At 70.8% G+C, this 13307-nt stretch carries 14 protein-coding genes and 2 pseudogenes; 9 read left to right on the top strand and 7 right to left on the bottom strand.

Annotated features, from left to right (window positions below; translation table 11 throughout):
- Nucleotides 1-27: 27 nt before the first annotated feature.
- The 4 genes from ABZ848_RS22810 (at nucleotide 28) to ABZ848_RS22795 (ending at nucleotide 5327) form a co-directional block, all read left to right on the top strand.
- Nucleotides 28-1518 carry an FAD-dependent oxidoreductase gene (locus tag ABZ848_RS22810; protein WP_360834538.1) on the top strand — a complete coding sequence of 497 codons (1491 nt, stop codon included), beginning with the start codon at nucleotides 28-30 and terminating at the stop codon, nucleotides 1516-1518.
- Nucleotides 1519-1641: 123 nt separating this feature from the next.
- Nucleotides 1642-3867 carry an acetate--CoA ligase family protein gene (locus tag ABZ848_RS22805; RefSeq protein ID WP_360834536.1) on the top strand — a complete coding sequence of 742 codons (2226 nt, stop codon included), beginning with the start codon at nucleotides 1642-1644 and terminating at the stop codon, nucleotides 3865-3867.
- Nucleotides 3864-4700: an enoyl-CoA hydratase-related protein gene (locus ABZ848_RS22800; RefSeq protein WP_360834534.1), complete on the top strand. Its 837-nt coding sequence runs from the start codon at nucleotides 3864-3866 to the stop codon at nucleotides 4698-4700. Before ABZ848_RS22805 ends, ABZ848_RS22800 begins: the two co-directional genes overlap by 4 nt.
- A gap of 42 nt (nucleotides 4701-4742) precedes the next feature.
- Entirely contained in the window at nucleotides 4743-5327 is a 585-nt protein-coding gene (locus ABZ848_RS22795; RefSeq protein WP_360834532.1) for a flavin reductase family protein, read from the top strand.
- A 59-nt stretch (nucleotides 5328-5386) separates the two neighbouring features.
- Here ABZ848_RS22795 and ABZ848_RS22790 read toward each other — a convergent pair whose 3' ends face one another.
- Both ABZ848_RS22790 and ABZ848_RS22785 read right to left on the bottom strand, forming a co-directional pair.
- Nucleotides 5387-5635 carry a winged helix-turn-helix domain-containing protein gene (locus ABZ848_RS22790; protein ID WP_360834530.1) on the bottom strand — a complete coding sequence of 83 codons (249 nt, stop codon included), beginning with the start codon at nucleotides 5633-5635 and terminating at the stop codon, nucleotides 5387-5389.
- Nucleotides 5636-5688: 53 nt separating this feature from the next.
- Nucleotides 5689-5961 (bottom strand): GntR family transcriptional regulator, encoded by a 273-nt coding sequence (locus ABZ848_RS22785; RefSeq protein WP_360834528.1) that lies wholly within the window; start codon nucleotides 5959-5961, stop codon nucleotides 5689-5691.
- A 279-nt stretch (nucleotides 5962-6240) separates the two neighbouring features.
- Here ABZ848_RS22785 and ABZ848_RS22780 point away from each other — a divergent pair, with 279 nt between their 5' ends.
- Both ABZ848_RS22780 and ABZ848_RS22775 read left to right on the top strand, forming a co-directional pair.
- A complete protein-coding gene (locus ABZ848_RS22780; RefSeq protein ID WP_360834526.1) occupies nucleotides 6241-6432 on the top strand; it encodes a hypothetical protein in 192 nt (63 codons plus the stop codon).
- A complete protein-coding gene (locus ABZ848_RS22775; protein WP_360834524.1) occupies nucleotides 6429-6686 on the top strand; it encodes a hypothetical protein in 258 nt (85 codons plus the stop codon). Before ABZ848_RS22780 ends, ABZ848_RS22775 begins: the two co-directional genes overlap by 4 nt.
- A gap of 97 nt (nucleotides 6687-6783) precedes the next feature.
- Here ABZ848_RS22775 and ABZ848_RS22770 read toward each other — a convergent pair whose 3' ends face one another.
- Nucleotides 6784-7356: a class I SAM-dependent methyltransferase gene (locus tag ABZ848_RS22770; protein WP_360834522.1), complete on the bottom strand. Its 573-nt coding sequence runs from the start codon at nucleotides 7354-7356 to the stop codon at nucleotides 6784-6786.
- A gap of 131 nt (nucleotides 7357-7487) precedes the next feature.
- The gene (locus ABZ848_RS22765; RefSeq protein ID WP_360834520.1) at nucleotides 7488-7772 is read right to left on the bottom strand and encodes a hypothetical protein; all 285 of its coding nucleotides are present in this window, start codon (nucleotides 7770-7772) and stop codon (nucleotides 7488-7490) included.
- Between the two features lie 536 nt (nucleotides 7773-8308).
- Here ABZ848_RS22765 and ABZ848_RS22760 point away from each other — a divergent pair.
- Nucleotides 8309-9082, top strand: coding sequence for an XRE family transcriptional regulator (locus ABZ848_RS22760; protein ID WP_360834518.1), 774 nt, complete (start codon nucleotides 8309-8311; stop codon nucleotides 9080-9082).
- A 110-nt stretch (nucleotides 9083-9192) separates the two neighbouring features.
- On the opposite strand, the pseudogene ABZ848_RS22755 reads toward ABZ848_RS22760, so the two are convergent.
- Nucleotides 9193-9332: pseudogene (locus ABZ848_RS22755) on the bottom strand (methyltransferase); the annotation flags it as partial.
- A 59-nt stretch (nucleotides 9333-9391) separates the two neighbouring features.
- On the opposite strand from ABZ848_RS22755, the pseudogene ABZ848_RS22750 reads away from it, so the two are divergent.
- Nucleotides 9392-9616: pseudogene (locus ABZ848_RS22750) on the top strand (helix-turn-helix transcriptional regulator); the annotation flags it as partial.
- Nucleotides 9617-9650: 34 nt separating this feature from the next.
- Here ABZ848_RS22750 and ABZ848_RS22745 read toward each other — a convergent pair.
- Nucleotides 9651-10970 carry an MFS transporter gene (locus tag ABZ848_RS22745; RefSeq protein ID WP_360834516.1) on the bottom strand — a complete coding sequence of 440 codons (1320 nt, stop codon included), beginning with the start codon at nucleotides 10968-10970 and terminating at the stop codon, nucleotides 9651-9653.
- 59 nt (nucleotides 10971-11029) lie between these two features.
- On the opposite strand from ABZ848_RS22745, the gene ABZ848_RS22740 reads away from it, so the two are divergent.
- Entirely contained in the window at nucleotides 11030-12139 is a 1110-nt protein-coding gene (locus tag ABZ848_RS22740; RefSeq protein ID WP_360834514.1) for a helix-turn-helix domain-containing protein, read from the top strand.
- Here the strand turns inward: ABZ848_RS22740 and ABZ848_RS22735 are convergent.
- Nucleotides 12041-13291: an MFS transporter gene (locus tag ABZ848_RS22735; RefSeq protein WP_360834512.1), complete on the bottom strand. Its 1251-nt coding sequence runs from the start codon at nucleotides 13289-13291 to the stop codon at nucleotides 12041-12043. The two genes, ABZ848_RS22740 and ABZ848_RS22735, sit on opposite strands and share 99 nt — an antisense overlap.
- Nucleotides 13292-13307 lie beyond the last annotated feature (16 nt).

Here is a 13307-nt window from a genome sequence, read left to right as displayed (position 1 = left end):
ACACTCTCTCCACGACGGAGGATGCACGTGGCAAGTGAAAGACAGCTCTCCCGGCGCTCCCTGCTCGGCGGTGCCGCCGCTGCCGCGGGCGCCGTCACGCTCACCGGCACCGCCGCCGGAACGGCGTCCGCCGCCTCCACCCGGGACGTCGACGTCGCGATCATCGGCGGCGGAATCGCAGGACTGACGACCGCCCGCGACCTCGTGGCCGGCGGCAAGACCGTGGCCGTCCTGGAGGCCCGCGACCGCGTCGGCGGCCGGGTGGTCAACCTCGCCCTGGCCAACGGCGGATTCACCGAGGGCGGCGGCGAGTTCATCGGCCCCACCCAGGACCGCATCAAGGCCCTCGCGGACTCGCTCGGCGTGGCCACCTTCACGACGTACAACACCGGCAAGAACCTCCTCTACAAGGACGGCACCCGCACCCCCTACGCCACCGACGGCCTCCTCGGCTCGGTCCCGCCGGTCGACGCGGCCGGGCTCGCCAACGCCGCGATCGTGCAGGCCGAGCTGGACGACATGGCCAAGACGGTGCCGGTCGACGCGCCCTGGACCGCGGCCAAGGCCGCCGAGTGGGACAAGCAGACCTTCGAGACCTGGCTGAACGCCAACGCGATCATCCCGTCGGCCAAGTTCCTGCTGGATCTGGCCTGTACGTCGATCTTCTCGGCGCAACCCCGCGAACTCTCCCTGCTCTACGTGCTGTTCTACATCGCCGCCGCCGGCAACGAGTCCAACGTCGGCACCCTGGAGAGGCTCACCGACACCGCGAACGGCGCCCAGGAGTCCCGCTTCGTCGGCGGCTCCCAGCAGGTGCCGATCAAGCTGGCCGCCACGCTCGGCGACAAGGTGGTGCTGAGCGCGCCGGTGCGCTCGGTGGCGCAGTCCGGCAGCAAGTACGTCGTCACGGCCGACGGCATCACCGTCACGGCCAAGCGGGTCGTGGTCGCCGTACCGCCGCCGCTGGCCGCCCGGATCAGCTTCGACCCGCTGCTGCCGGCCGCCCGGGACCAGCTCAGCCAGCGGCTGCCGATGGGCTCGATCGGCAAGGCGATCGCCGTGTACAGCACCCCGTTCTGGCGCGCCGACGGCCTCAACGGCCAGGCGGTCAGCGACTCCGGTGTGGTCCGCTCGACCTTCGACAACTCCCCGCCGGACGCCTCGTACGGCGCCCTGATGGGCTTCATCGAGGCCGACGAGATGCGCGCCTACGACGCTTCGAGCGTCGACGAGGTGAAGACGGCCGTCCTCAAGGACTACGTCAACTACTTCGGCTCCAAGGCCGCTTCGCCGACCTCCTTCGTGCTGCAGCGCTGGGACAACGAGGGCTTCTCGCGCGGCGGCCCGGTCGCCTACGCCCCGCCCGGCGTCCTGACCGAGTACGGCGCGGCCCTGCGCAAGCCGGTCGGCGGCATCTTCTGGGCCGGCACCGAGACCTCGACGTACTGGACCGGCTTCATGGACGGAGCCGTGCGCTCGGGTGAGCGGGCGGCGAAGGAGGTGCTGGCGAGCCTCTGAGTGGGCCGATCCGGTTGTCGGTTCACCAACTTTGTGTGCACGGCAGTTCCTGACACAGTGTCAGTTCGCCTAATCTGACACCACGTCAGTTAATTGTGCTGTCACACAGGAGCGGGCGGACCGATGCTTGGATCAACCCACGGCACCCTCACCACCGACTCCCGCCGGGCCCGGGTGATCGCCTGCGGCGAGCAACCCGGTCCGGCCGTGCACGGCAGGCCCGCCGAGGTCGACGACCTCGACGTCGGCGGCCGGCCGCTGTACGCCGACGTCCCGGATCTGGACCGGTTCTTCCGCCCCGAGTCCGTCGCCGTCGTCGGCGCCTCGGACACCGAGGGGCGGCCGAACACCGGCATCACCCGCCAGCTGGTGGCCTGGGCCGAGCGCGTGGGCGCACGCCTCCACCCCGTCCATCCCACCCGCCCGTCCGTGTTCGGCATACCCTGCTCGCCCTCCGTCCCGGACCTGCCCGAGCAGGTCGACCTCGCCGTGCTCCTCGTCGCCGACCCCCTGCCGGTGGTCGAGGAACTCGCCGAGGCCAAGGTGAAGTTCGCGGTCGTCTTCGCCTCCGGGTTCGCGGAGACCGGCACGGAGGGCGCGCTCGCGCAGGAGCGCCTGGCCGCCGCGGTCGCCCGCTCCGGTATACGGCTGCTCGGGCCCAACACCAACCTCAACGCCTTCGAGCGGTTCCGGGACGACCTCGACGGACCGGCGATCGCGCTGATCACCCAGTCCGGCCACCAGGGCCGCCCGGTCTTCGCCCTCCAGGAGCTCGGCATCCGCCTCTCCCACTGGGCGCCGACCGGCAACGAGGCCGACCTGGAGACCGCCGACTTCCTCTCCTACTTCGCCGAGCGGCCCGAGGTCGGCGCCATCGCCTGCTACGTCGAGGGCCTCAAGGACGGCCGCGCCTTCCTGCTCGCCGCCGACCGGGCCGCCCGGCGCAAGGTGCCGGTGGTCGCGGTGAAGGTGGGCCGCACCGAGACCGGGGCGCGTACGGCCGCCTCCCACACCGGCAAACTGACCGGCGCGGACACGGTGGTGGACGCGGCGATGCGGCAGTTCGGCGTGATCCGGGTGGACGGTCTCGACGAACTCCAGGACACCGCGGCCCTGTTGGCCCGCGCGAGGCCGCCGCGCGCGGACGGGGTGGTCGTCTACTCGATCTCGGGCGGCACGGGAGCGCACTTCGCGGACCTGGCGACGGAAGCGGGCCTGACCCTCCCCGCCCTGTCCCCGGCCAAGCAGACCGAGCTGCACCAGTGGATACCCGAGTACCTGAGCGTCGCGAACCCGGTCGACAACGGCGGGCATCCGGTCGGCGACGAGCGCGGCCGGAAGATCATCGACGCGATCCTCGCCGACCCGGCCGTGGGCGTGCTGATCTGCCCGATCACCGGCCCCTTCCCGCCGCTCAGCGACAAGCTCGTCCAGGACCTGGTGGACGCGGCCGAGCGGACGGACAAGCTGGTCTGCGTGGTGTGGGGCTCGCCGGTCGGCACCGAATCGGCGTACCGCGAGGTCCTGTTGGGCTCCTCGCGCATCGCGACCTTCCGCACGGTCGCCAACTGCATCACCGCGGTCCGCGCCTACCTCGACCACCACCGCTTCGTCGCCCACTACCGCTCCCCCTTCGACGAGGCCCCGCGCACCACGTCACCCTCCTTCCGCAAGGCACAGGTCCTGATGCGCCCCGGCCAGCAGCTGAGCGAGCACGCGGCGAAACAACTGCTCCGGGCGTACGGCATCCGGGTCCCGCGCGAGCAGCTGGTCACCAGCGCGGCGGCGGCCGTACGGGCGGCGGGCCTGGTCGGCTACCCGGTCGTGATGAAGGCGTCCGGCGCGCAGATCGCCCACAAGACCGAGCTGGGCCTGGTGAAGATCGGCCTGACGTCCGCGAGCCAAGTACGGGACGCCTACCGGGAGTTGACCGACATCGCGCGCTACGAGGGCGTCACTCTCGACGGCGTCCTCGTCTGCCAGATGGTCGAGCGGGGCGTGGAGATGGTCGTCGGCGTCACGCACGACGACCTGTTCGGGCCGACGGTGACGGTCGGGCTGGGCGGAGTACTGGTCGAGGTGCTGCACGACGTCGCCGTACGCGTGCCGCCCTTCAGCGAGGACCAGGCCCACGCCATGCTCGCGGACCTGCGCGGTCGGGCGCTGCTGGACGGGGTGCGGGGCCGGCCACCGGCCGACGTGGACGCGCTGGTCGAGGTGGTCCTACGGGTCCAGCGCATGGCGTTGGAACTCGGCGACGACCTCGCCGAGCTCGACATCAACCCGCTGATGGTGCTGCCCAGGGGGCAGGGCGCGGTGGCGCTGGACGCGCTGGCGGTGTGCCGATGACCGAGCTGCTGCACCGGACCGAGGACCAGGTCACGTACCTCACGCTCAACCGCCCCGAGGCCCTCAACGCCATCACGCCCGACCAACGGGACCTGCTGATACGGCTGTTGGCGGAGGCGTCGGCCGACCCGGAGGTGCGGGCGGTCGTCCTCACCGGGACCGGTCGGGGCTTCTGCGCGGGGGCGGACCTGCGGGGCGGTTCGGGGTCCGGCGGGGAGCGGGGCGGGTCGGGGACCGGGGAACGGGGCGGTTCGGGCTCCGGGGAGCGGGTCGCCGGCGACGTGGCCCGCATGCTCCGACTCGGCGCGCAACGCCTGACCGCGGCGGTCCTGGACTGCGAGAAGCCGGTGATCGCGGCGGTGAACGGCACGGCGGCCGGCCTCGGCGCACATCTCGCGCTGGCCTGCGACCTCGTACTGGCGGCGGAGTCGGCGAAGTTCATAGAGGTGTTCGCGCGAAGGGGCCTGGTGCCCGACGGCGGAGGCGCTTACCTCCTCCCCCGCCTGATCGGCCCGCAGCGCGCGAAGGAGCTGATGTTCTTCGGCGACGCCCTGTCGGCCGCCGACGCGGAACGCCTCGGACTCGTCAACCGGGTGGTCCCGGACGACGAGTTGGACAAAACGGCACGGGAATGGGCGACCCGCCTCGCCACGGGCCCCACCCGGGCCCTGGCCCTCACCAAGCAGCTGGTCAACGCGTCCCTCGACAGCGACCGCGCCACGGCCTTCGCCGCGGAGGCGGCCGCGCAGGAGATCAACATGACCACGCGGGACGCACAGGAGGGGATACGGGCGTTCGTGGAGCGCAGAAGCCCCGAGTACAAGGGGTACTGAGGGTTCACATCTGACGAACCGTCAGCTTCAATGGTTGGTGTGATGGGACACGCAGGGGCAGCCGCAGCCGCCGTCCGTTATCTCAGGTCCACCGGGGCCCCGGCCCCCGTAGAGACCCTGCCGCGCCCGGAGCTGCGCTGCGTCGGCGAGGACGAACGCGCCCCGGTCGACCAGGCCGAATTCCGTCGCGTACTGGGCAACTTCGCGACCGGCGTGACCGTGATCACGGCCTCACCCGAGGCGGGCTTCGCCTGCCAGTCCTTCTCGTCCCTCTCCCTGGACCCACCGTTGGTCGCGTTCATGGTCGGCCGCACGTCGACGACCTGGCCGCGCATCGCCCGCGCGGGCGCCTTCTGCGTCAACGTCCTCGCCGCCGACCAGTCCGAACTGTGCCGCGCCTTCGCGGTACGCGGCGCGGACAAGTTCGCGGGCGTGCCGTACGACGCGTCCCCGGTCTCCGGCTCCCCGCGCCTGACGGGCACGCTCGCGTGGATCGACTGCACGATCCACGCGGTGCACACGGGCGGGGACCATCTGATCGTGGTGGGGCGGGTGGATGCGCTGGGGGCGGGCGACGCGGACGGGACGCCGCTGCTGTTCCATCGGGGGCGGTTCGTTCGGCCGTAGCGCAGGACGGCCGTCGAGCGGACGCGCACCTTAGGACTGTAGTCCTTAGAAGTACGCTCCTAAGACTCGGAGGAGGTCGGCAGCGGGTCGACCACGAAGGTTCCCAACCCCACTTCGCCCCGCGTCCAGCCCTGCTCTCGTACATGTCGCATGGCCTTCGCCGCAGTCGCGTTCACCACACCGAACTCCTGGGCGATCTCCAGAGTGGACGGCACGCGGCTTCCCGGCGGGTACACCCCGTCTTGGATGCGCCGGATGATCTCCGCTGCGATCTGCCGCCACAGCGGGCGCGTGCGATCGAGGTCCATGGGGTTCAGTGTGGCGGTTCACGCGACTCGGAGAAGGCTGACGGCCGGCTCGGCTATCCGGGGATTTCGGGTGACGGCGGCACAGGGTCGGAGACGAACCATCCCCGCTGAGGTACGGCATACACCCAGCCTTCATCAGCCAGCAGGCCAAGCGCCCGCCGCACGGTCGTCCGTGCGATCCCGTACCGCTGCACGAGCTGAGCTTCACTGGGCAGCATCCGCCCCGGCCGCCAGTCGCCGCGTTGAATCTGGGCACGCAGGATCTCGGCAAGTTGCCGGTACGGAGTCAGTGGCGCGCCATGATCGATCTCAGCATCAGGATTCATGAAGTCGACGCTAAGCAAGTGGACTGATGTGCGCTCTTTGAGATACGTATCGCGTCAAGTCGATACAAGGCGATACTATGCAAGCGTCATGAAAGCGCCCCGGCGGGAAGGGTGAGAGCTTCCGTGCCGGGGCTGAGCCGACTGAACTGGAGTCGACCTATGCGCAGCCTACTGGCCGCGGTTCTGAGCCTCTTCCTGCCTCCGCGCGGAGCACACCGCGCCGCCACGCCGCCGTCCCCCACCCCCTGTCTTCCCCTTCCCACCCATAGGCCCACGCCCGTGCGCCGGTCGCTCGCGTACCCGACGGACGTCATCGCCGCCGACGGTCAGCCCCTGGTCCGGCCGTACGTCGTCGTATGGGAACGCGAGCGTGACGATCGTGAGCGGTGGCGTCTTCAGCGGGAGCGGCGCCGGGCGGCCGTTCTGGCGACCATGGGCCAGGACTACGTCCCGTGGGAGGTCGCCGTATGAGCAGGTCGCGTCCCCGCAGCCTCGGCGTCGACCCGGCCACCGGCAAGGAGGCGTTCGTGATCGCGCGCCCGGGCGGTTTCCTTGAGTCTCTGGCTGACGCGCATGCCTTGGAAGCCGCAGCCGTCCTGACCGCGGTCGTCGGCGCCGTGCTAGAGGCGGGCGAGGCGTCGGACGCCGAACTCGCCGCCCTCGTACCGCCGTTGCACGCGGCGCTCGACGACTGCGTCGGCATGATGGCGGCGGACAGGGAGTGACGGCGCAGAGGCATCCCGCCGTAGGCCATACCCCGGCATAACTGATGCCCGGGTCCCGTCCCGGGCATCAGGCGGGCACATATCTTGCCCTTCAGGGTCAGGCCGCCGAGGCACGGACAAGCATCGTGCCCACGGCCCTGCCCTCCGGCGGATCGATCAACGACACGCACACGTCAGAGAAACCGTGCCCTGTCAGGATGCGCCCCCACTCATCCGGGGCGCGGTCGTGCCGCAGTCCGGCTTTGGCCGGCCTCGGTCCCTCACTGCCTGGCGGCAGATGCGAGAAGGCCAGGATGCCGCCTGGCGCCATACGAGCGCGGATCAACGGGAGCAGGGTGTCCGGATCGACGAACCACACGGCACCGAAGATCGAGAGCACGACATCGAATGTCTCGTCCGTCTCCTTCAGGAACGCCGTCGCCTCCGCCGTACGGAACTCAAGGCCCGGCAGATCGCCCCAGCGCTCCCGCGCGACTGTCTCGCGGGCGGGGGCGATGTCCACCCCACAGCCGGTCGCCCCAAGCGTCACGAGGTGCGCGAGGTTACTGCCGCTCCCCGAGCCGAGTTCCAGCACCCGGCGTCCGGCCACGGGACCCAGAACGCTCTCGTTCGGCCCGTGATCGGTGTACTGGGTCCAGTTCAGCCAGGTCGTATCGCCCTTGGCGTTCACGGTCCTGCGTGGCTTGCTGTCGACCGCGTACCTGTCCCAGGACTCAGCCAATGTCATGCGGCGATCCCTTCCTGCACCCGGAGCCCACCCCCAACGTACGGGGATGGGCCCAACTCACGTGCTGCTCACCACTACTTGGGCGAGTCGTGGCACCCGGCGTGACACTGGCCACAGCTGGCCGCGCCCTCCATGCCCCACAGGTCGGGGTCGATCTCGAACCCGGCCGCCTTGATGGCCTTGATCGTCTGTTCCTGAACGAGCGGGCCGCCGGTCTTGGGATCGCGGCCGTCCCGCGTCACCTTGTCGTCGCTGACGCACTGGACGCCGGCCGTCGGCCCCGGAAGCTCCGGAACGTGGTGGATGTACCTGCCGAAGTGCCGGTCGGTGAAGTGGTGGTACGGGATCGAATCGAGCATGAACGAGTGCCATGCCTCGTCCACCTGCTCGGACGGGCCATGAGAAGGTCCGGGTTCTCTCCGCATGTGACCAGGTAGGCGATGGCCTGTCCGAACTTGGCCTCCGCCAGTTCGCGCGTGTTCTCCGGGTTGCGGAGGAGAAGCGCTACCTCCCGTTCCCACACGTCCGGCGTGACGTACGCCCTCGGGTCGCGGATCACTACTGCCGTGCTCATGCTGGCTTTCCTCCACGTGATTGGGGTTCCGTGGTGCTCGGGTTACGTCGTCCACCCACGCACTTGGGACACAGGCACGGCGGCATGAGGCCAGTGGCAGGAGGCTCCCCGCCCTCACCCTCGTACAGCGTTCGTGGCTCCGTCCGAGTGCCGTCGGCTCTCACCGTGTAAGCGCTGATGCGGATGGACATGGCGACCATGTTCCGGACCCGTCGCGGCCATCGCGGCGACGTTCCAGGCGCCCCTCGGACGGTATGTCGACGTCGACCCGAGGGCGTCAAACCGGTGTCATTGGTGACGGGGCACGGCTACTCTCGGATCATGACGACTACGGCCGAGCGTGAGCGAATCCCCAACGATGTGCTGACCTCTGTACGCAAGTCGATGAACCTCAGCCAGGACGAGTTCGCTCAGGGCCTGCGTCGCGCGGGCGATGAGCTGGGGGAGCCGAACGACGCCTCCAAGCGACTCGTGCAACGCTGGGAGTCCGGAGAGACCAGGACATGCCGCCCGCTGTACGCGCGGGCGCTGAAGCAGCTCACCGGCCGCACCCCCGAGTCATTGGGGTTCGCGATCCCGATGGCACGCGTCCACTCAGATGGGGCAGGAGGCCACGACATGGAGGCTGGGGAAGTCGGCACCGTTGCCGCTGTCACAGGCCCGGAGCCGCTGCAACAGATCGAGTACGCGGGTATCTGGCTGTCCCGCTACGAGTTCTACTCGTCCAGCCGTGACGAAACCTTCGACTGCAAGCATCACGTCGTGATCGTCCAGCACGGCAACCGGCTGACAGCTCAGAGCCTGCCCGGAGCGTCGACCAACCCGGACAGCCCGATGTCTCTGGACCTCACCGTCGACCGGAACGTTGTCACCGGTACATGGACCGAGCAGACGGCGCCTGACGGGTACTACCAGGGTGCCCGGTACCACGGTGCGCTTCAGCTGCTCATCGAGCCGACGGGTCGACGCATGGCGGGCAAGTGGGTCGGGTTCGGCAAAGACTTCGATGTGAACACGGGCCCGTGGGAGCTGCGACTGCTCGACCGGTCGACAGGCCGCGCGAGCATCGAACGGTATTCGACCACACCACAGTGAGCGAGCGCCCCGACGGACTCCTGCCCTTCCGTCGGAGGCGGTCCGGGCTGTCGTCCAGAATCTCAGCGCGCCACCAGTCGCCACCGTGAGGTGACCTCGGTGGCGCGGGTGGTGTCCAGGCGGTCGAGGACGCGCAGGCCCGCCGCGTGGATCGTGGCCGACAGCTCGTCCCGGCCGCGCAGACCCAGGCGTCGGCCAGGTCGGACATGACCAGCCAGCCCTCGCCGCCCGGTTCGAGGTGGGCCGCGAGTTCGTACGTCACCTCAGACACGCGCCTGCACCCGCGTCACTCGACCGGGTACGCCCAGGGTGATCCACGACCACACCGGCTGGGTTCTGACGTTGTCCACCGGCGAACTGCGGGACGACGTCCTGGCCTCACCCGAGGCTCCGGAGGCTGACGATGCCACTCGCATCCGCCTCGAACCGGGTCACGCCGTACGCGAGCGCCGCGGGGCACTGGGTATGACACAGGCTCAGCTCGCGCAGGCCACGGGTACGAGGCAGCCGGCCGTGGCACGGTTCGAGGCAGGGGGACCATGCCCACCCTGCCTCTGCTCACGGAAACTCAAGCCGCCGCCAACACCGGAGCGACCGGCCGGCGCCGGATCACCAGCGCCATCAGCGCCGCCACCGCGCACAGCGCCCCCGACAGGTACCAGACCATGTCGTACGAGCCGAAGGCGTCCCGTGCCACGCCGCCGAGGAAGGCGACCAGGGCCGCGCCGACCTGGTGGGAGGCGAGGACCCAGCCGAAGACGATCGCGCTGTCGTCGCCGTACTGCTCACGGCACAGGGCGACGGTCGGCGGGACGGTGGCGACCCAGTCGAGGCCGTAGAAGACGATGAAGAAGAGCATCGGGGGGTGGACCGAAGGGGCCAGCAGCATGGGCAGGAACAGGAGCGAGACGCCGCGCAGGGCGTAGTACACAGCCAGCAGGCGGCGCGGCTCGAAGCGGTCCGTGAACCAGCCGGAGGCGATCGTGCCGACCACGTCGAACACGCCGATCACCGCGAGCAGCGAGGCCGCCGCCTGAATGGGCATGCCGTGGTCGTGGGCGGCGGGCACGAAGTGGGTCTGGATCAGGCCGTTGGTGGAGGCGCCGCAGATCGCGAACGTGCCGGCCAGCAGCCAGAACGTGCCGGTGCGGGAGGCCGTAGACAGGACCTTGAGGGTGCGGCGGGCGGCCCCGGTCGCCGGCGGCGGCTTCGGCACGAACTCCTTCGCGCCGTACGGCTTCAGGCCCACGTCCGCCGGATGGTCGCGCAGCAGCAGCCAGACGAAGGGGACGACCGCGAGGGCCGCGAGGGCCACCGTGACGGCCGCCGGCTTCCAGTCGTGCTTCTCGACGATCCATGACAGCACCGGCAGGAAGATCAACTGGCCCGAGGCGGACGCGGCGGTGAGGATGCCCGTCACCAGGCCGCGCCGCTCGGTGAACCAGCGGTTGGTGACCGTCGCCGCGAACGCCAGCGCCATCGATCCGGTACCGAGCCCCACCAGCAGACCCCAGCACAGCAGCAGCTGCCAGGCGGCCGTCATCCACACGGTCAGCCCGGAGCCGAGCGCGATCACGGTCAGCGCCACGGCGACCACCCGACGGATGCCGAAGCGGTCCATGAGCGCCGCCGCGAACGGGGCGGTGAGGCCGTACAGCGCGAGGTTGATCGAGACCGCGGCGCCGATCGTGCCGCGCGACCAGCCGAAGTCCTCGTGCAGCGGGTCGATGAGCAGTCCGGGGAGCGAACGGAAGGCGGCCGCGCCGATGATCGTCACGAAGGTGACGGCGGCGACGAACCAGGCTCGGTGGATGCGGTGTCTGCCAGGGGTCGGGGTGTCCGTTACGGCCGCTGCGGCCTCGGTTGTCTGGGTCACGACATAGAGCATCCTGGCCGGAATCCTTCGCAACCACTGGCCCGAAGGACAGCATTCGTTAGGATCGGGCCATGGACAGTCAGCCAGAGGACGGGCGGGCAGAGGACGGGCGGGCAGAGGCCAGGCAGGCACACGCCAGGCAGGCACACGCCAGTCAGGCAGACGGCTCGGCGTTCCGGCCCCACCGCGTCGTCGTGCTCGCCATGGACGGCCTGCTCCCCTTCGAGCTGGGCATTCCGCACCGCATCTTCGGACGCCCGAAGGACGCCCTGGGGCGTCGGCTGTACGAGGTCGTGACCTGCTCGATCCGGCCGCCGGGCCCCGTGCGCACCGACGCCGACTTCTCGATCACCGTCGAGCACGGCCCGGAGCTGCTGGCCACCGCCGACACCGTGATCGTCCCCGCCTCGTACGAGCTCGGCCCGGTCTTCGAGGAGGGCGTCCTCACCCCCGATCTGGCCGCCGCCCTCGCCCACATCCGCCCCGGCACCCGGCTCGCCTCCATCTGCACGGGCGTCTTCGTCCTCGCCGCCGCCGGCTACCTCGACGGCCGGCCCGCGACGACCCACTGGGCGGAGACCGACCAGTTGCAGGCCCTCTTCCCGAAGATCGACGTCGACCCGAACGTCCTGTTCATCGACGACGGCGACGTCCTCACCTCGGCCGGTGTCGCCGCCGGCATCGATTTGTGCCTGCACATGGTCCGCCGCGACCACGGCTCGGCCATCGCCAACGAGGTCGCCCGCCGCACCGTCGTACCGCCGCACCGGGACGGCGGACAGGCGCAGTACATCGAACGCCCCGTGCCCGAGCCACAGGTGGCGACCACGACCGGCGCCCGTGCCTGGGCCCTGGGCCGCCTGCACGAGCCGATCCAGCTGCGCGACATGGCCGCACAGGAGTCCATGTCGGTACGGACCTTCACGCGCCGCTTCCGCGAGGAGGTCGGCGTCAGCCCCGGCCAGTGGCTCACCCAGCAGCGCGTCGAACGGGCCCGGCACCTCCTCGAATCCAGCGGCCTCTCCGTCGACCAGGTGGCCCGCGACGCCGGCTTCGGCACGGCCCAGTCGATGCGCCAGCACCTACAGACCGCCCTCGGGGTCACCCCCACCGCGTATCGCCGCACCTTCCGCTCCGGCAGCGGCCCCAAGGGTTACGACGACGCCGGCGCCCTGCGCTGACCGCCGCACCTCGCCCCACCAGCCGACCGCCGTCAGCAGCAGGGTGAGACCCACGCCGGCCAGGATCGCCGTCGACGGCGCCGTCACCCTCAGCAGGGTGCCGGAGAGGGAGCCGGTGGCGGCGTAACCGGCGCCCGCGGCGGCGTACATGACGGAGTAGCCCGCGGGCAGCAGGCTCGGCGGCAGGGCCTCGCGCAGAGACAGGTTACGGACGAGCAGCACGCCCGACTGCAGCATCCCGCCCACGACGAGCGCGGCGGCGATCCCGGCCGGCGTCGGTATCAGCGCGACCAGCGCCACACACACCGTCATCGCGCACATCAGCACGAGGCTTCGGGTGCGCAGCAACCCCGGCCAGGCGCGCAGCCCGTAGAGGAACGCGCCGAGCCCGCCACCCACCGCGAGCCCCGTCAGCATCGGCCCGGACCAGCCGACGCCGATGCCGCGCTGCTCCAGCAGGGCGGGCAGGACGAGTTCCGCGAGACCCAGCAGGGCGAGGCCCGCCGCGCCCGTGACGAACAGCGGCCAGGCGCCGGCCAGCAGCCGCAGCGGTGACTGACCCGGCTGCTCCGCGCCGTGCGTCTGCCAGCGGGCCGGCAGCAGTCGGAGGCCCACCACCGCGGACGTCAGCAGGACCGCCGCGAGCAGCAGCGGCACGCGCGGTGCGGCGCCGAGGGCGAGACCGGTGACGGCGGCCGGAGCGACCGCCCAGATGCCCGAGACCAGGATCGACTCGGTGGACAGCGCCTGCGCCGCCGCTCGTTCCGGAACCAGGTCGGTGAGCAGCGCCCGTAACGCGCCCGCCGACGCGGCCGGTCCGCCCCCGGCCACGCACGCGAACGCGCCGAGGACGACGGGGTGCGCGTCGGGCAACACCCCGAGTCCCGTGAAACCGGCGGCTCCGGCGGCGAGGCCCGCGGCGAGCTGGGAGCGGGCCCGGTCGGGGCGCAGCCGCATGCCGAGGGTCGGGGCGCCGACGATCTCGCCGATCACATAGACCGCGGCGAGTACGGCGCCCAGCGCATACCCCCCGGGGCGCTCCCGCACCAGGAAGACCAGGGCCAGCGGAGCCATGGCCACCGGCATGCGGGCGCCGACGGAGGTGCAGGCCCAGATCAGGACCTGCTTGGAGGCGACGTCTCGGTAGGTCATGGGATCGACGTTAGGC

Source organism: Streptomyces sp. NPDC047081 (assembly GCF_040643775.1).
In the GTDB taxonomy this organism is placed as follows: domain Bacteria; phylum Actinomycetota; class Actinomycetes; order Streptomycetales; family Streptomycetaceae; genus Streptomyces.
Note: the sequence above shows the minus strand (reverse complement) of the source record. Positions and strands in the feature narration are given on the sequence as shown.

What these genes read in the sequence shown, in the direction of transcription:
- ABZ848_RS22805 (WP_360834536.1), top strand. Translation starts at nt 1,642, where the DNA reads ATGCTTGGATCAACCCACGGCACCCTCACCACCGACTCCCGCCGGGCC.
- ABZ848_RS22800 (WP_360834534.1), top strand. Translation starts at nt 3,864, where the DNA reads ATGACCGAGCTGCTGCACCGGACCGAGGACCAGGTCACGTACCTCACG.
- ABZ848_RS22795 (WP_360834532.1), top strand. Translation starts at nt 4,743, where the DNA reads ATGGGACACGCAGGGGCAGCCGCAGCCGCCGTCCGTTATCTCAGGTCC.
- ABZ848_RS22790 (WP_360834530.1), bottom strand. Translation starts at nt 5,635, where the DNA reads ATGGACCTCGATCGCACGCGCCCGCTGTGGCGGCAGATCGCAGCGGAG.
- ABZ848_RS22785 (WP_360834528.1), bottom strand. Translation starts at nt 5,961, where the DNA reads ATGAATCCTGATGCTGAGATCGATCATGGCGCGCCACTGACTCCGTAC.
- ABZ848_RS22775 (WP_360834524.1), top strand. Translation starts at nt 6,429, where the DNA reads ATGAGCAGGTCGCGTCCCCGCAGCCTCGGCGTCGACCCGGCCACCGGC.
- ABZ848_RS22765 (WP_360834520.1), bottom strand. Translation starts at nt 7,772, where the DNA reads ATGCTCGATTCGATCCCGTACCACCACTTCACCGACCGGCACTTCGGC.
- ABZ848_RS22760 (WP_360834518.1), top strand. Translation starts at nt 8,309, where the DNA reads ATGACGACTACGGCCGAGCGTGAGCGAATCCCCAACGATGTGCTGACC.
- ABZ848_RS22745 (WP_360834516.1), bottom strand. Translation starts at nt 10,970, where the DNA reads ATGCTCTATGTCGTGACCCAGACAACCGAGGCCGCAGCGGCCGTAACG.
- ABZ848_RS22740 (WP_360834514.1), top strand. Translation starts at nt 11,030, where the DNA reads ATGGACAGTCAGCCAGAGGACGGGCGGGCAGAGGACGGGCGGGCAGAG.
- ABZ848_RS22735 (WP_360834512.1), bottom strand. Translation starts at nt 13,291, where the DNA reads ATGACCTACCGAGACGTCGCCTCCAAGCAGGTCCTGATCTGGGCCTGC.